17 protein-coding genes are annotated in these 17,033 nt (G+C 49.8%); 8 read left to right on the forward strand and 9 right to left on the reverse strand.

The annotated features are described in order from the left end of the window. Positions 1-45 precede the first annotated feature (45 nt). The gene (locus tag KZ483_RS07680) at positions 46-1,359 is read right to left on the reverse strand and encodes an MFS transporter (protein WP_258881580.1); all 1,314 of its coding nucleotides are present in this window, start codon (positions 1,357-1,359) and stop codon (positions 46-48) included. A gap of 173 nt (positions 1,360-1,532) precedes the next feature. On the opposite strand from KZ483_RS07680, the gene KZ483_RS07685 reads away from it, so the two are divergent. After that, the gene (locus KZ483_RS07685) at positions 1,533-1,868 is read left to right on the forward strand and encodes an ArsR/SmtB family transcription factor (protein ID WP_220353317.1); all 336 of its coding nucleotides are present in this window, start codon (positions 1,533-1,535) and stop codon (positions 1,866-1,868) included. A gap of 37 nt (positions 1,869-1,905) precedes the next feature. Here the strand turns inward: KZ483_RS07685 and KZ483_RS07690 are convergent, their stop codons facing one another. The 4 genes from KZ483_RS07690 to KZ483_RS07705 are packed head-to-tail and all read right to left on the reverse strand — an operon-like array spanning position 1,906 to position 5,687. Then, entirely contained in the window at positions 1,906-2,814 is a 909-nt protein-coding gene (locus KZ483_RS07690; protein WP_220352080.1) for a CDP-alcohol phosphatidyltransferase family protein, read from the reverse strand. Between the two features lie 49 nt (positions 2,815-2,863). After that, entirely contained in the window at positions 2,864-3,919 is a 1,056-nt protein-coding gene (locus KZ483_RS07695; RefSeq protein ID WP_220352081.1) for an iron-containing alcohol dehydrogenase family protein, read from the reverse strand. A 32-nt stretch (positions 3,920-3,951) separates the two neighbouring features. Then, entirely contained in the window at positions 3,952-4,650 is a 699-nt protein-coding gene (locus KZ483_RS07700) for a phosphocholine cytidylyltransferase family protein (RefSeq protein ID WP_220352082.1), read from the reverse strand. Between the two features lie 38 nt (positions 4,651-4,688). Further along, positions 4,689-5,687 (reverse strand): CotS family spore coat protein, encoded by a 999-nt coding sequence (locus KZ483_RS07705; protein ID WP_220352083.1) that lies wholly within the window; start codon positions 5,685-5,687, stop codon positions 4,689-4,691. A 200-nt stretch (positions 5,688-5,887) separates the two neighbouring features. Between KZ483_RS07705 and KZ483_RS07710 the strand changes: the two genes are divergently transcribed. Beyond that, entirely contained in the window at positions 5,888-6,922 is a 1,035-nt protein-coding gene (locus KZ483_RS07710) for a phosphotransferase enzyme family protein (RefSeq protein WP_220352084.1), read from the forward strand. A 43-nt stretch (positions 6,923-6,965) separates the two neighbouring features. Continuing rightward, positions 6,966-7,472: a GNAT family N-acetyltransferase gene (locus KZ483_RS07715; protein ID WP_220352085.1), complete on the forward strand. Its 507-nt coding sequence runs from the start codon at positions 6,966-6,968 to the stop codon at positions 7,470-7,472. A 112-nt stretch (positions 7,473-7,584) separates the two neighbouring features. Here the strand turns inward: KZ483_RS07715 and KZ483_RS07720 are convergent, their stop codons facing one another. From KZ483_RS07720 to KZ483_RS07730, 3 genes are all read right to left on the reverse strand, one after another. After that, on the reverse strand, positions 7,585-8,187 hold the full coding sequence (locus KZ483_RS07720; protein WP_220352086.1) for a hypothetical protein: 603 nt from the start codon (positions 8,185-8,187) through the stop codon (positions 7,585-7,587). Positions 8,188-8,225: 38 nt separating this feature from the next. After that, positions 8,226-9,218, reverse strand: a complete 993-nt coding sequence (locus KZ483_RS07725; protein WP_220352087.1) for a hypothetical protein — start codon at positions 9,216-9,218, stop codon at positions 8,226-8,228. Positions 9,219-9,624: 406 nt separating this feature from the next. Then, positions 9,625-11,241 (reverse strand): bifunctional metallophosphatase/5'-nucleotidase, encoded by a 1,617-nt coding sequence (locus KZ483_RS07730; protein ID WP_220353318.1) that lies wholly within the window; start codon positions 11,239-11,241, stop codon positions 9,625-9,627. A 148-nt stretch (positions 11,242-11,389) separates the two neighbouring features. On the opposite strand from KZ483_RS07730, the gene KZ483_RS07735 reads away from it, so the two are divergent. The 5 genes from KZ483_RS07735 (at position 11,390) to KZ483_RS07755 (ending at position 15,804) form a co-directional block, all read left to right on the forward strand. Beyond that, complete coding sequence (locus tag KZ483_RS07735; protein ID WP_220352088.1) at positions 11,390-12,361, forward strand: phosphate/phosphite/phosphonate ABC transporter substrate-binding protein; 972 nt, start codon at positions 11,390-11,392, stop codon at positions 12,359-12,361. Between the two features lie 193 nt (positions 12,362-12,554). Next, the gene (phnC, locus tag KZ483_RS07740) at positions 12,555-13,328 is read left to right on the forward strand and encodes a phosphonate ABC transporter ATP-binding protein (protein WP_220353319.1); all 774 of its coding nucleotides are present in this window, start codon (positions 12,555-12,557) and stop codon (positions 13,326-13,328) included. Then, positions 13,325-14,116 carry a phosphonate ABC transporter, permease protein PhnE gene (gene phnE / locus KZ483_RS07745; protein WP_220352089.1) on the forward strand — a complete coding sequence of 264 codons (792 nt, stop codon included), beginning with the start codon at positions 13,325-13,327 and terminating at the stop codon, positions 14,114-14,116. The genes phnC and phnE (KZ483_RS07745) overlap by 4 nt, the downstream gene beginning before the upstream one ends. After that, a complete protein-coding gene (phnE, locus tag KZ483_RS07750; RefSeq protein WP_220352090.1) occupies positions 14,113-14,880 on the forward strand; it encodes a phosphonate ABC transporter, permease protein PhnE in 768 nt (255 codons plus the stop codon). Before phnE (KZ483_RS07745) ends, phnE (KZ483_RS07750) begins: the two co-directional genes overlap by 4 nt. 132 nt (positions 14,881-15,012) lie before the next feature. Beyond that, complete coding sequence (locus KZ483_RS07755) at positions 15,013-15,804, forward strand: transglutaminase domain-containing protein (RefSeq protein ID WP_220352091.1); 792 nt, start codon at positions 15,013-15,015, stop codon at positions 15,802-15,804. A gap of 64 nt (positions 15,805-15,868) precedes the next feature. Here KZ483_RS07755 and KZ483_RS07760 read toward each other — a convergent pair whose 3' ends face one another. Continuing rightward, positions 15,869-17,026: a virulence factor gene (locus KZ483_RS07760; RefSeq protein WP_220352092.1), complete on the reverse strand. Its 1,158-nt coding sequence runs from the start codon at positions 17,024-17,026 to the stop codon at positions 15,869-15,871. Between the last annotated feature and the right edge of the window lie 7 nt (positions 17,027-17,033).

The following is a 17,033-nucleotide window of genomic DNA, read 5'->3' on the forward strand; positions in this document are numbered from 1 at the left end:
TTCCGTTGTTCATAACGTTCAACCGGATCTGTCCGGAGCGTATTATTATCCCTGAGCGGTCCGAGGTGCGGTATAACGGCGGTACAGATGCGAGCAACCGATCGAAACTAGCACGATAACCGCCATTCCCCAATAAATATTGCCGTATGCCGTGGATAGAGGCATTGTTTGCTGCCAAACGAGTGCGCTGGCTGTTATTGCGACTCCGAATGCTCCGCTGAAGAACTGAAGCAGCTGAAAGAGACCCAAGCCGGACCCGATCTGCTCTTTGGGCAGAATACGGGACATTTCGTTGGAAATACTGCTCGTCAGAAAGGTGAAGCCGACGCTCATCAGCATATAGATCAGCAGGATATGGACATACGAATTGCTGGCGAATAGGGCAAACAGCACAACGGATGACAGCACGAGCAGCGGGACATAACGGATAATGGACCTGTTTCCGAAACGGTCGATGATCTTGCCTACCCTGCGCGATATGAGCATTGCCAGCAGTGAACCCGGAAAGATGACGAGTCCGGATTGACTGGCTGTCAGATCGAACCGGTGCTCGAGAATTTGCGGCATCAGGAACAGCGTAGCGAAGCTGCACATGTACGCTGCGATCCCGACCGCCCCCAGCGTCAAATAAGAACGATTGCGGAACAAAGCCGGCTGCACGAAGGGATCCTTTGTCCGGTGAATCCGCAGCACGAACAAGGCAAGCGCCGCTGCTCCCGACACCAGGGGAATCCAGGACTGACTGGTAAGGAACAGCAGCAGCCCGGTTGTCCCGACGCCGGCGAACAGCGCTCCAAGCACATCGAAGGAGCCTTTGGCAGGCGTTTCTTTCGGAATAAGAACGATGAAGAAAGGCACCAACAACAGAGTGATGGCGGTCACGGCGAATAAATAATGCCATCCGAGGTACTCAACGATAGCTCCGCCCGCGACAGGCCCTAGACCGAGTCCCAGGGAAGCGGCGGACATGACCGTCGCCATTGCTTTGCCCCGACGTGACAATGGCACATAGCGCGTCACCAGTACGAGGGACAATGCCGGAATGGAGCCTGCTCCGGAAGCTTGAAGAATACGGGCGATGAGCAGCGGCAGGAAGCTGTTGCTGAAGAAACCGGCAACTGACGCGGCGCCGAGCGAGACGAGTCCGATAATGAACAAGCGGCGGATGGGGACGAAATCGGATAAACGGCTGTATGTAATTGATGAAATCGCGAATACGATGGAATATCCGGTTACGAGCCATGAGACGGAAGAAGCAGATATGCCAAAAGCGTGCGAGACGTCCGGAAGCGCCAGATTGAACATCATCGTGTTCATGATGACCAGCACAATCGAGAATCCCAGCAGCACGGTCGCCATACCTTCCCGGAAGGCAGGCTGCTCCGAATTATTTACTGATCCCTTGTTAGGCGGATTTGACATCGGTACCCCTCGCTTTATTTTATTGTTCGATAATAATAGAACAATAGAAATATATCATGCATTGTGGTAAAATGCAATCATCATCTTCGTGAATAAAGGAGGTCCTGAAACTGAAAGCTCTACATCACCCGGACCGTGCAGAAATCGATTTGCCCTCCGTACTATATGCGCTAAGCGATCCAATCCGTCTCCATCTCGTCGCCACTATTTACAAGGCGGGCGAGAAAACATGCGGCGAATTCGAGGTTCCGGTAGTCAAATCCACCTTATCCCACCACGCGCGAACGCTGAGGGAAGCGGGCATCACACGGGCACGCATACAAGGCACCCAGCGTTTTCTGTCCATTCGCACAGAAGATCTCGAAGCCCGGTTTCCAGGGCTGCTGAGCACAATTCTTCGTGCGTATGAATCCTCCTGTCAGACGGCTCCGTTTTCTTGCACTTAAAATAAAAATCCGCCGGCTGCCGGCGGATAATCGCATTTCATTCCGGTGAAGCTATGCCTTTGATTTCAGCGACTATCCTGCTCAGCCGTCGTCTATACTCGAGCGTCATCAGCCACAGCTTATAAATAACAGCCGATTCAAATAGAATCATCATAATCGAACTGACAATAGCTCCTTCTTTAATAAGGCCGGCAACCGGCGCGATGATAAAGATGAACATTTGATATTCAATCCCGCTCATGAGATGCAGCCGAACCCTTCTTTTCAAGAAAAAAGCTCTTACTTTCAAATAGAACGGAAACCGGGAAATCACTTCCCCCAGGAAATCCTCTTTGATACTAATATCCTTCCTGGCTGCGAGTAGATATTTCCGGACGAGCTTGTTTTTGCGCATAATCCTCAGACGTTTAACATGGGGGCTAGCGATACGTTTTTGCTCATTGATAAGAGTGCTGTTCGCTTTGTCCATCTTCTTCCGCATTTCATTCAGCGATTTGTAAGCAAGCAGGGAATTCATGTACCGCGTACTATCCAAAAAACATATAAGCGCAGCTAAATACAGATAAAATACATGCCCGGATTGATGATATTGCCCAAGCATCAATGAAAAAGCGCAAATCGCAACGCGGGTACGGTCCAAAATATAATCCATCCACGCACCAAATATGGAACCGGTTCCTTTAAGACGGGAGATCTTGCCGTCCATACAATCCAAAGTAAAGCTGATATGATACAAAACGGCTCCGGCAACTAACATCAAATAGGTGCCCTGATAAAAACAATAAGCGGCCATGAGACCGACCGCAAATGCCGAAATCGTAAGCTGATTCGGTGTAATACGGGTGTAGTTAGCGAGCGGAAGCATCAACCGCGAAGCAATCGGATCAACGAGAAATACCGTCCACCAGGCATCCTTCTTTTTATAAGCGTTCCTGATATCATTCAATGAATATTTGGGTGCATTCAAGCAAAGCCACACTCCTCTCATCATATTGTTATGAAGGAAACACCGTTTCCAACACATGGCCGATATGTCTGGAGGTCAACTCCGTCTCGTTCAATATGGTGTAACGATTTCGAATCGCAGGGGATTTCTGAACCGCCAGGACCATTTCATCCTTCGTATAACCGAGCTGCCTGTAGTGAGTGGGGAGCCCCAAACGGTTAAAATACTGTCTCATATTATCCTCGGCATTATACTTTCCCTGTAAGTATTCGGAAATCAACAGCCCGATCGCCACTTGTTCTCCGTGAAACGCTTTTCCGCCGCAGTAATTATCGAGTGCATGGCTGATCAAATGCTCCGAACCGCTGCAGGGTCGGCTCGTACCCGCGACCGCCATGGCCATGCCGCTCATAATCAGCGACTCGGCGGTGATATGCAGCAGCGCCGCTCTATCTGACTTATTGCGGTTTACGGTATTCAAGAAAGCTTCAACTGCATGATTGGCCATCATGCAGGCTGCGCCGCTAATAGTTTCGTTCTTTGCTTTATTCGCCAGTTTCCAATCTTCAAGAGCTGTCTTGTTTGAAAGCAAATCACCGATGCCGGAACGAATTAAACGCCCTGGCGCGCCGGCAATTATGTCGGAGTCGATCACCACTGCCCACGGCATATCGACTTTGATACTTACACTCTTGGCCGGGTTTACCCGGATCGATGCTACCGGTGAGCAGATCGCATCACAGGACAATGAAGTCGGCACCAGCATTACAGGTATATTCATTCTCTTGCCGACGGCTTTGGAGACATCGAGTATTCGACCGCCTCCGACCCCGATGATCATTTCGGCAAATTCCATATTAGCCCTAATCTCCAGCTCATCGATTATCCGAATAGTGTTTTCAGTACAGTACAAGGCCTTTATCTGAGCGGGCTGAAGCTTCGTCCCGGCAATTAACTGTTCGCTTATTTTACGAGTCGGACCCATGCCGCTGACTACAACCAGCCGCCGTTCCGAGAGCGACCCTAAAATTCCGCTCTCTTGAAGCCGCAGGAATGCTCTGGACTCGTAGATTAAATGTGTCGGCAGTTCCACCTTCTTAGCCATGGCAAGACCCCTAACAGTTTTCCGCATTCCCCTTACACAAGCTGTTTCGCGTATTCCAGATCACGCAGATCATCTATTTCGATCCAATCGTATCCTTCCGTATTTACAGCTCTGATCTTCACGCTTGCAGCGCAGGCTTCATATACATTCTCATACCATCCGCCCGTTTCCCCGTCTTGAATTAATTTGGAAGCTTTTTGATACAGCACAGTCAAATCATCCGCGGCCAATTTGGAAATTCCGATATACTCGCCATCCGCACCGGTCATACTCAATTGTTTATTCACGGAACATAAGAGGTTGCCTTCAAGTTTTACTTTCATCGCTTCCTCGGTTAACATTCTTTCGCGGTCAACCAGGATACAGGTAGGAAACTCGGACTTCAATATTAATGAAACTAGTCGATGGTCAAAGAAAAGGTCCGAATTGATCAGCAATAGATCATCATCCACAGCCTGGGTAAGTAAAAATGAATAAATGTTGTTCATAGATTCATAAAACGGATTATATATAAAATGGACGCCCGTTCCTTTGAAAAACTCTTCAATCCGTTCCATTTTATACCCGCCAATGACATAGATATCCTCGTGAGCGAAACCGGACTCGACTACACTTTCCACCTGGTACTGGATCAAAGGCTTATCGTTGATTCTGACCATTGCTTTCGGGCTGTTATTCGTTAAAGGGCGCAAACGACTTCCGACTCCAGCCGCCAAAATAACAACTCTCATAAGTCTCTCCTGTCCGTAACCTTAAATATTGAGGCTAATCAAATAGGTCCCAACCCAAGGTCGGTTATTTTTTCACGGTCTATCGTTATTGAACGTTCGAATTCATGTATGAGTGCCGGATTTCCTGTATTGTCGAAGTACTTCTCTGCCAAGCGAATGGCTTTGTGGGGGAAAATTAGGTCGATGAGCAGAAGCTCGTGCTCTTCAGCCGAAAGAGGGCGAATTTGCCCGTAAGCATCCACTACCGATTGGAATCTCTCTCTGGACCAAGCCCCTAATTCATGATTGATACAAGTGCTGAGGTGGGATATATCTCTCATGGGAAGCGCGAGGCCGACCGTATCCAGATCGATTACGGTTAATTCATTATTGCGGCAGAGTACATTAAGATGAGAGTAATCGCCATGTCCGAGCCGGGGATCAAGCTGGAGGTTCGCCAGCAGCGTACTTAAAGCCGTGTGCGGAAGCTCGGCAAGCACCCATTTGGTACGGGCCGTGAGCCAGGGCAGATGGCTCAGGAACAGCTGAGAGAATGGATCCATACTCGATGCAGCCTTTTCCCGGAACCGTGCCAGTTTTTTTATCTTCTTTTTATAAATTCGATTCCAATCCAGCCGTTGAACGGAGATCGGATTGCCGGCAGCGGCGTAGCCCTCGGATGCTTCATGAAAGTTTGCAAGCAGTGCCGCCATTCGCTCAATCATTCCGGGATGTTCGTAGCTCGGATGTTCTCCGTCTAGCCATTTGAATAGCAGAATACAACCATTATCGAGGTTTATGAACGGCTTGCCGTCCAAAGCGGGCAGGACGTTCGCTACGGATATTCCTTTCCGGTGCATGTAATCGTTTGCTGCGGCGATTATTAGAGCCCTCTCGCGTTTTTCCAGAAATTTCAGCGCATATACCTCTTTATTATTATTGGTGATTCTCCATACCTGCCTATCCGGCTTGCGTCTTACTCGGGTAATATTCTCGGGTATAAGTTCATAGTTTTTCTGTAATATTTCAGATAGAACCTTCTTGTTTATTTCCGCCACAATTTCACCCCTTGCCGTGCTGGTTCATTAATATATGTATCAATTCGAAAATGGTATGGACGGATGAGGGGATGTGTCGGCAGGTTTAAGTAGATTACAGTTTGCGATATTCGTTGACGAGCCTGTACGCTCATTTTACAATCAGTGTAATGCGATCCAATTTCATACTGTCTGGACAAAGTGGAAGGAGGCAGTCAATTATGGAACAAGAAGTAGAGAAGCTCTTCGGGGAGTCTATACTGAGGGAAGCGGCAATTCGCTTCGATCTGAATGCCGGTACGTGGAGGAAGCTGGGCGACTTTGAAAATTACGTGTACGAAGCGGATAGGGACGGCAAACAAGTTATTTTGCGGCTGACCCACAGCAGTCACCGTACACTGGATGAAATCCATGCGGAACTGAATTGGATCGCTTATCTTTCGTCATCCGGCCTAGGTGACCAGATTTCGGAGTGTCTCCCTTCCAGGAATGCACTAACGGCGGAACGGATCGATGCCGGCGACTCTTATTTTATAGCCTGCCTGTTTCGCAAGGCACCGGGCCAGCGTGCGGATTGGAAGGATCCGGCGGTGTGGAATGCGGAATTATTCGGGGCATGGGGGGCGGTGACCGGCCGAATGCACCGGATTACCGAAGGCTATAACCAGACGGTGGGCAATGGAATTCCACGCCGTGCGGAATGGGATGAAGATGAGCTGCTCATACATGCTGACCGCTATATTCCGAAGGACGAACCGGTCGTAAGGGAAAGATTGGAGACGGTTATGGCCCGTTTGAGGCGTTTGCCCAAGCCGGTAGATGGCTACGGCCTCATTCACACCGATCTGCATGAAGGTAATTTCTTTGTCGATCGGGGCCGTATAACGGTCTTCGATTTCGACGATTGCGCATACAATTGGTTTGTCCACGATCTAGCAATTCCAATGTATTACGCCGTGAGCAGAGGGGCTCCCGAATCGTACGGCGGAGACCGCAGCGCGTTCGCACGGGATTTTTTCCTGGCATTTTGGCAAGGGTATGCACCCGAATACCGGCTCGCACCGGAGTGGCTTGACGCATTGCCGGTCTTTCTCGAGATGAGAGACCTGACGCTCTATCTTGTTCTCCATAAGAAGATGGATGTGAACTCTCTGCCGGAAGGTTTGAGGGTCAGATTCGACGCAATTCGTGAACGTATCGTCTCGGGAAATCCATTGGTTGATATTGATTTTCTCAGCCTCGTCAATGGAAGGTAATTAATTGTTATATAGAATTTCATATTATGAGGAGCTGAAGTGATTGCCTCAAATTCGGTTATTGGATTCCGCGGATGCAGAAATTTACAGAGAGATTCGCCTAAAGTCGCTTAAGGATAATCCTGAAGCATTCCTGGCTGTTTATGAGCTTGAACAGGAAAAGTCAATTGAAGTCACACGGAATAATTTAAAGCCATCCGACGGCAGATTTACTCTGGGCGCTTTTAATGAAATTGACAGGGTGGTTGGAATTGTAACATTTGTCCGTGAAAGCGGAGTGAAAACCAACCACAAAGGAAATGTCTACGGCATGTATGTTTCACCCGAATTTCGCGGACAAGGGATCGGTAAAGCATTAATCAACAAGTTAGTCGAGCAAGCAAAACAATGTGATGGGCTTGAGAAAATTAATTTAACCGTAATTTCAAATAATGACGCCGCCAAAAATTTATACCGCTCAACCGGCTTTACCGTTTACGGTACAGAATGTAATGCTTTAAAGGATGGCGGCCAGTATTGGGACGAGGATTTGATGGTTTTGATTTTATAGCTTGAGCCTATCAATTTAGAGCACGCGGAAGGGGCAGTCCCTCAAGTAGATTAATACTTAAAGGACGGCCCCCTTGTTTTCGCATGAATATTAACTTTTGATAGCAGACGATTTAAGGTGTATTTACCGAAGCCGATGTATCCGAAGTAATACTGGCATTCACCTGTGCAGCCAATTGATTAACTGTGCCGGTTGCTTCGGAAGCAATGCCGTTCACACTGGCGATTGCTTGATCAGGCGCAGTGTTTATAGCGCCGATCGCTGTTTCCGATGCATTGGCGGCAATGCCAAGCACATTGGTTACCGCTTGACCGGCCGCAGAGTCAACCACACCGGCTGCTGCATCGGGTGCCTTGGAAACAACATCGTTGACCTTGGACACCGCTTGATCGACCGCAGAGTCAACCACACCGGCTGCTGCATCGGGTGCCTTGGAAACAACATCGTTGACCTTGGACACCGCTTGATCAGCCGAAGCGCCAACAGCGCCGGCTGCCGTGGACACGGTATCACCTAAAATCGTCTCGCCTGAAACACTAATTTCATTCAGCAAACCCAGGCCAAGGCTGTTCGAACCGTTCTCTGCCTGGACGGCAGTTGTTGTCTCGGAGTGCAATTCTGCGGCAAAAGTCGTATGCGAAATCGTGAAGATCCCTGCAGCCATCGCACCTGCGAGAACGGATATTTTCAGAGCGTTTTTCATTTGAGTAATCATTGTTTAAAGTCCTCCTTCTCAATTTGGAAAATTAATTTTTACTTCCAGGTTTGTGAGAAAGAGGTACTTTTCGGCGGTCTCCCCGGCGGGGGCTGAGACCATTGATTTATTCCAATATCCCTCCTGCTAAGTAACTGCCCCGTGTATTGCGGCAAGGAGATACCGAGCAAGGGGGTTTCTATCATTAATAATTTGCCATAAGAATTTGGACCGCCATTATCCCTGGGTGAACTGCCGGAACTATGAGACTCTGCTTGCAGGATAAGAGCAGATGCCGCAGCAGGCACATATGGATTCCTCACCGGCAGGGATTTCGGATATGATTGTTTCGGCCGCTTGTTTCCATTTACCTTCGGTTTGGCAGTTGATTGCCTCTGAGTTGGTAAAATCCGCTTATTCTGTCCTTCAGTCACCGTGGGCTTGCTTAACTTTGGTTCATGTAAAGCATAAGCCGCCTCTCGGTTTTTCGAAGGCTTTGGTGCCGCAATAACAGATTGCTCAGTTGAAGGTTTGGAAGCGGTATTTATTAATTTGGATACGGCTTGAGCAGTCGTATCATGAATTGAAGTTATGCTTTTAGAAGCAGTATCGCTTACATCGACAAGAGTTTTGGCAGCAGTGTTAGTTAGTGCATCCGTTGTTTCTGCTGCGATACCGGTTACGTTCGCGACAGTCTTTGCAATTGTGTCATCCGCTCTCGCCGGAGTGATAAGCTGCGGGGCAGGAACGTCCGCTTTGGGCAGTGGAACGGCTTGCTTGGCGTCAACCGGTTGTATCGGCTTTTCACTCGTGTGGCTCTTGTTTGGAACCACACCAGCAGGTTTCTGGTTCGTCAGATCCCGCCCGGTGGACAGAACGGATTCAATAGAGTCACCTAACGATATTAACCCGCCGTCTGCCGCTTCTGCTTTGCCGGTGTTCAAATTGAAGCAGAAAAAACATATAATTGCTGCAGCTCCCAAGGTCCACAAACGTGTTCGGTTACCAAGAAGCGCAGATAGAAGATTCACCTGAGATTCACCTCCTTTCAACGTGGAGTATTATCACAATGCCGCATTGTTAAATAGCTTCGAGTAAGCGTTCAATGTCAAGTCCGAGGGATTGACTGATTTTTATAATATCCAGTTTAATCCGTGATTCTTTTTTGACAGATATAATAAACTCCTCCTCACTCATTTTATTGATCCCTGTCGATTATACAGAAGGGGCTCGCAGAATTGGGCAAGATTAAAGATTTTTTAGATAGATTTGCTTACTGACTGCACTGCGCTGCATCTTATGTAACAATTATTACATGTATTGTAATAGACGGGGTTCGTAGAGGCCAAAACTTCAAAACGATTCTCAGCCAAGCAAGCGTTCATCCGGTAAAAAGGAGCCGGGGAGCGGATAAACAAAAAAAGCACCCCGTCCGGAGTGCCGTTATCTTGCCGATGATTAAATTACCACTTTCCAATTATGATCGCATGACGCATGAATGGTTCTTCGCTGCAAAATGTAATCGGCAATAATTTCCGTCATATCGGTCTGAATTTCCTTGACGACCTGTTTTCCCTTAAACATCTCATAATCGCCGCCACCGCTCGAACGGTAGCTGTTCATGACCACATCAAACTCCGCATTCATGTCAATGGGACAGCCTTCATAGTCGAGCTTCACCAGGCGCTGGCCTATAGGATTGGAAACTTTGATTTCGTAATCGATGCCTTCCCACATGTCATAGTTATAGTGCTGGGGCTTGGGTTCGATGTAAACAGGGTTGACCGTAAGATGGCCGGTGCCTGTCAGCATGAAGTACCCCGCCGACTTCTCCAGTGCGTCCTTAATGTCCTGTCCGGTAACCCGCAGCACCTTCAACGTATTCGGGTAGATATAGTTGGATACGATATCTCTCATTGTGATTTCCTCGTGAAACCCCGGCGAATCATTGGTAAACAGAGCGGTGTTGGAGATGCCGACTGCCGCCGTTTCCATTTGAACCCGGTTGATGAACTCGACAAATGGATTGTCCCGGATCCGGGCTTCCAGCGGGTCTCTTAAATTCATTTCACCGGTCACGATTCCTATTGGTTGATCCAGCCATAGCTGCGTCCGCTTCTCTTGCTCCGCGGAGATAGAGATTATTTCTTGGTCCGCCCGAATGCTGTTATCCGGAACGAGCAGCTCGGCCGTTTTCCGCCCAATACTCCATTTACCCTTGCTTTCTTCCAAAACGATTTCGATTTTTCCTATCGCTTGACCGTTGAAGTTTGGCTGCAGAACCGCTATCCCGTTAACTTCGCCTGTTAACGCCCGATGCTGGTGCCCGGTCAAGAGCACATCGATACCTTCCATAGCCGTACACAGCGCGTATCCTTGGTTTTCGCCTGTTAACGCTTCTGTCGCTTCCCCGGTTTCGAGATCGCGTTCAAACCCGCCGTGGTAGCTTACGACCATCACATCCGGATTTTCTGTTCTTCGAATGTACGATACCCAGACCTTCGCCGCTTCCAATGCGTCATGAAACTTAAACTCCTTGATATGTACAGGATGCTCCCAGTTCGGAATGTAATGTGTGGTAAGACCCAGAATGGCAACCTTTATCTTATTATCGATCTCTTTGATCAGGTAAGGCTTGCCGAACGCCGGCTCACCGGAATCGACATCCGTTATATTGGCCGACAACCACGGAAACTCCGAATCGCGGACTGCCCTGCGAAGAACCTCCGCTCCATAATTGAATTCATGATTTCCAATTACGGCGGCATCGTATCGAAGATGATTCAGGGCAGCTACCATGGGATGAACGCCGGTTCTGTCATATTTGGCATAATGGTACGTCAGAGGCGTTCCCTGCAGCAGATCTCCATTATCAACCAGGAGTAAGGAAGGATCTCTTCTACGCTCCCGTTCAATTACCGTAGACAGTTTTGCGAGGCCTAGATTCCGTTCTCCCTCATTTCGATAGTCCGTCGGGTGGATATGCCCGTGAATGTCGCTCGTTACAAGCAGGGTGATTGTTTCCGTTCTCAACCGATCATCATCTCCAGTTCGACATTTTTCAGCTCGTTTCATCATAGCAGGTCGGCAACAAAAAAGAACAAAGGCAGACTATTATTTACAAAATATTCATGCTATTATAACAATTAAATCACAACTAGAGAATGGTTGATGTGATATATTCATAGGGGTAAAAATACAAAGATAAAGTGGAGGGCAACCAATGTTAAACAAATTCACGAAGATCCTGCTTCCCTTGTTAGTCATTCTCTTGATTGCCAGCGCATGCGGCAGTAAAACCAACGAAGGCAGCGGAGCGGCTGATACGGGCACCAATAAAAGCGCGGATTCCGGCACTAAACCGGCCGGATATGTCCCGGAGACACTCACGGTACAATTCGTGCCTTCCCAGAACGCGGACACGCTTGAAGCTAAAGCAAAGCCGCTCGAGAAATTACTGAGCGACCGACTTGGCATTCCGGTAAAGGTCAGCGTATCTACCGATTATAACGTAGTTATTGAAGCGATGGCTTCCAAGAAAGTGGACGTAGGCTTTCTTCCCCCGACTACATATGTACTGGCAAAAGATAAAGGAGCCGCTCAGGTCATCCTCCAGGCGCAGCGCTTCGGAGTGGACGATAACACCGGCAAACCGACAACAGATCTCGTTGATTTCTATAAATCCATGTTTATTGTAAAGAAAGATTCCAATATCAAGAGCCTTGCCGATTTGAAAGGCAAGAAGATCGCCTTCCAGAACGTTACATCCTCAGCCGGATATGTATGGCCTGCCGTTGCGCTTATGGATGCAGGGATCGACCCGTCGAAGGATGTTGTTCCTGTAACGGTTAAAGGTCATGATCAAGCCGTTATCGCGCTGCTTAACGGCGATGTGGATGCTGCCGCTGTGTTCCAGGATGCCCGGAATGTCGTCCTTAAAGATTATCCGAAAGTATTTGATGATACGAGAGTCCTTGCCTTTACCGATAAAATTCCGAATGACACGATATCGGTGCGCTCCGATATGGACCCTGCATGGGTTGAAAAAATTCAGAACGCCTTTATCGATATCGGAAAAGACGAGGCAGGTCATGCGATAATCAAGGAAATATACTCGCATGAGGGTTACGTCAAGTCGGACGACAGTGTCTTTAATATTGTCCGCGAATACGGGGAAAAAGTGAAAACCGAGTAACACGTTTCTTTTATATACAGTGTAGGTGCTGCGAATGGGTGCGACTTTTGTCGGCTTTTCCTTAAGCTTTATGCTGAGGAAAGAAGCCGGGCAACGGGAGCACCCATCGCAAGTACCGGGGCTAGCCAGTCGAGTACTTATTATTCGTACCGGCTGTTTTTGTTTAACTCACATCAAAGGGATGATTGAACCAGTGATCGAAATTCGCAATGTATCCAAGACCTATCCGAATGGAACCAAAGGTCTGAACGGCATCAGCCTGAATATCGGCAAAGGCGAATTTGTCGTTATAGTCGGATTGTCCGGCGCCGGCAAATCAACGCTTCTTCGCTCCATCAACCGATTGCACGAGATTACGGGCGGGGAGATTGTCATTGACGGACATTCCATCACGAAAGCTAAAGGAGCCGCACTGCGCCGAATCCGCCGCGGCATCGGGATGGTCTTCCAGAGCTTTAATCTCGTGAAGCGTTCATCGGTATTAAGGAACGTTCTGGCAGGAAGAGTGGGCTACCATTCGACTCTGCGCACTATCTTCGGCCTATTTCCGAAAGCCGATATGGATTTGGCTTTCCGGGCTTTGGAGCGCGTCAATATTGCGGAGAAAGCATACTCCCGTGCGGATCAGCTGTCCGGCGGGCAGCAGCAGCGCGTGGCGATTGCCCGGGTGCTGGCACAGGAAGCGAAGATTATCCTGGCCGACGAACCGGTTGCTTCGTTAGATCCGCTCACCACGAAACAAGTTATGGATGACCTGAAGAAGATCAATCTTGAGCTTGGCATAACAACCATTGTGAATCTTCACTATATCGATTTGGCCAGAGAATACGCAACCCGAATTATCGGATTGCGCTCAGGTGTGGTGGTCTTTGACGGGCCGGTTTCGGAAGCGACGGACGAGCGTTTTGCGGAAATATACGGACGCCCGATCAAATCGGACGAGCTGCTCGGGGAGCCTGATTTATGAATCCTGCCGATGAGAGAAAATTACCGAAACCGCCCGGTAAGATCAAGCATTATTTGACGGCTGTTCTCATTATTCTTCTGATCTGGGGCAGCGCAGCCCGTACGGACTCTTCACTGGGAGAGTTAATCTCCGGGCTTCCAAATATGATGGATCTGCTTGGGGAAATGTTCCCGCCGAGGTGGAGCTATTTCGACAATATCGTAGATGCGATGCTGGAAACGATTCGTATGGCGATCGCAGGGACGACGTTCGGCGCCATCCTGGCTATACCGGTCGCAATCCTGTCGGCAAGAAATATCGTGAGAATGCCGTGGCTCTTTTACCCTGTTCGACTCGTGCTGAATTTGATCCGGACCATTCCCGATTTGCTGCTTGCATCTATCTTTGTCGCCGTCTTCGGTTTGGGACCGCTGCCCGGTATTTTTGCCTTGACCTTGTTTTCATTGGGTCTTATCGCCAAATTAACGTTTGAATCCATAGAAACAATCGATCAAGGACCGCTCGAGGCGATGACGTCGGTCGGAGCCAATAAGATACAGTGGATTGTATTCGGCGTAGTACCTCAAGTAATGGCGAATTTTATTTCATATGTCTTGTATGCGTTCGAAATCAACGTTCGGGCTGCTGCGGTGCTGGGACTGGTCGGAGCAGGCGGAATCGGTCATTACTACGAGAAAACGCTCGGATTTCTCGAGTATGACAAAACCAACACCATCATTATTTTCACGCTGGCGGTCGTCTTGGTGATCGATTATACAAGTACGAGGCTGCGGGAGAAATTATTATGACAATGAAAAAAAGATGGTTCGTCTATATTGCGCTCTCGCTTATATATATCTGGACGTTTACCGGAATTCCGTTCACAGGTTTGAAAGAAACGGCCGGGCAAATTGCGCGCTCAATCGCGAGCGGAATTTTCTCGCCGGATTGGGGCTACGTCTATTTGCCTGATGGAGAAGATTTGCTCAGGGGTTTGCTTGACACACTGGCAATAGCCGTACTGGGCACGTTCATTTCCAGCTTCCTTTGTGTCCCGTTCGCATTCTGGGCGGCTGCCAACATGAGCAAGCACAAAACGATATCGGGTGCGGGCAAATTTCTGCTCAGCTTCATCCGTACGTTTCCGGAAATTATTATGGCGATATTATTTATTAAAGCCGTGGGACCCGGCTCCTTCGCCGGAGCGTTGGCGCTTGGGCTTCATTCCATCGGTATGCTGGGCAAGCTGTTTTCGGAAGAAGTGGAGAATATGGATACGGGACCGACTGAGGCTTTAATAGCTACCGGGGCCAACCGTCTGCAAATTCTCTGGTTCGCGGTTATCCCGCAGGTACTGCCGGGATTTCTTTCCTACTCCTTATACCGGTTTGAAATCAATGTCCGTTCAGCGACCATACTGGGTGTCATTGGAGCGGGCGGGATCGGCACCCCGTTGATTTTTGCCCTTAGCAGCCGCGACTGGGACCGCGTCGGCATCATTCTGCTTGGTATTATTGTGATGGTAACCGTGATTGACATGATCTCCGGTTATATACGTAAGAGAATTGCTTGACCGCCAAGTTAATCATAGTACTCTATTAAAGCCCGGTACGTCCGGGCTTTTTAGTATTTTTCCCGGGAGTGCTTTATTCCAAAACAGGCTTTCGTTATAATGGAACAAACTGGATCAAATGGGAGACGAGGTATGGGCAAACTAATAAGCTTGGCCGGCATACTCGTAGTGCTGCTCGCTTTTGCAATCAAGTGGGATTTCAGCTTTGTACAAGCGAAAGCAGCATCGAGTGTTTCCTCTCTGAATGAGCTTGAAGACGAATTGCAGAAGCAGGTTATGCTGCAGAAGACCGATATTGCCGTCGGTTACTCCGGAGATAAACAACAGTTGTCGGCTAATATCGGCAGGCTGCTGAAGGAAGTGTTTGCAGCGGACGATTATATCGCATACATAGTCGATTCCTATATATACACGATACGAACCTGGGGCTCGACCGCCGACATTAAAGTTTCCGTTCAATACCGCGAGTCCGCGGCTGAGAACAAGAAGGTGCAGGAGAAGGTCAGCGCCGTGCTCTTCACGATTATTAAACCGTCCATGTCACAGCGGGACAAAATCAAAGCGATCCATGACTGGATCGTAATGAACGTTGCTTACGACCAATCGCTGGAGCGATATACCGCATATGACGCGGTAAAATCCGGTCAGGCCGTATGCCAAGGCTATTCGCTTCTTATGTATAGAATGCTGGAAACGGCGGGTATCGAGTCCCGCATCATCGAAGGAAGCGTCAGCTCAGGCAGCCATGTGTGGAACCTGGTTCGTTTGGGGTCGGAGTGGTACCATCTGGATGCCACGTGGGACGATCCGACGCCTGACAGGCCGGGCGCAGTGAGCTACAATTATTTCTTGAAAAGCGATAAGCAAATGCAGGTTGACCATGATTGGGTCAAACCATACCCGGCCGCTAATGTCAGCGGCTGATATTTATTAAGCTGCCAAAGCGGTAATATCCGCCAAGGCAGCTTGTTTTTCATTACAGGATTTTCTACTCGCTTCCGGCTTCGCGTTTGCGCGACGTCATCTGCTGCCACACCGAGCCGGCAGCTTCTTCGCCGCGTTCGATCCTCTCAAGCGCAATCCGGGCCTGCAGGCTGACCTCGAATTCCGGGTCTTCCGACGCTTCGCGCAGCGCTTCCGACGCCGAATGATCCCCGGCCTCATAGAGAAAACGTGCCGCTCGCCAGCGGACAAGCTTATTGCGGTCGCGCAGTGCTTCGATCATCGGGCCGACGGCCGACGGATCGCCCAGATCGGACAGAGTGTCGCCTGCGGTTCGCCGCACGGAGGCCGACGAATCGCGGAGCGCCGCGAACAGGAGCGGCATTGCTTCAGGCAAACGAAGCTCGCCGAGGTAGACGACGGCCAGTCTCCGGATAGAGACATTATCGTCGTGAACCGCTTCTGCCAGCAGCGGAAGCATATCAGGTTCCGGCGATGTACGCGACAGCGCCTCATACCGGTCGCTCCACTCCGGCGAGCGCAGCCGTGCCGCGAGCTGCTCTACCGTCAGCGGCGCGGGACGTACGGGTGCGGGGGGCTGGCCGCTTTCGTCACCTGTGCCCTGTGAGGCGGCGACGGTGACGAGTTCATTCAACCGCTCCTGTGGGTAAGCGGCTTCCAGTTCCTTAACAAGCTCAGCGGCGATCTCCTCGGGCTCGCCGTAGCGAACCCCGAGCTCTTCGAGCTTGCGCTCGCGGATCATAGACGAGGCGGCCGCAGCCGTCACCGCTTGCGTGAACCGGTCTGACATGGCAGCCCGGACCTCGCGGTCTCCGAATCGGACGCGAACCTGCATCGGGATACCCCGGTACAGCTGCACGAATGCGTGCGCTTCGCCGAAGTGCTCCTGCGGCACAGCCGAATCGGACGCGGCCGATCCCTCTTCTCCATTTTGCAGCAGGGCGCGCGCAGCTGCCAGAATTCGCCCCCAATCCGCGCCCGGCTTGCGGTCGAGCGCGATAAAATCCGCCGTGCGGAACAGTCCGCGCACGCCTTCGATCGCCAGCAGCCCGCGCAGCGGCTCCGGCGCGCCGGCGGCATTGTCCCGCGTATAGCTGACTCGCCGGCCCGCGGCAAGCCTTTCATCCACATTAAGCTTCATCGAATTCGGGCTTGGAGTCGGCTCAATCGATAACAACTTCATGACAATT

The sequence above is a fragment of the Paenibacillus sp. sptzw28 genome, assembly GCF_019550795.1.
Lineage (GTDB): Bacteria > Bacillota > Bacilli > Paenibacillales > Paenibacillaceae > Paenibacillus_Z.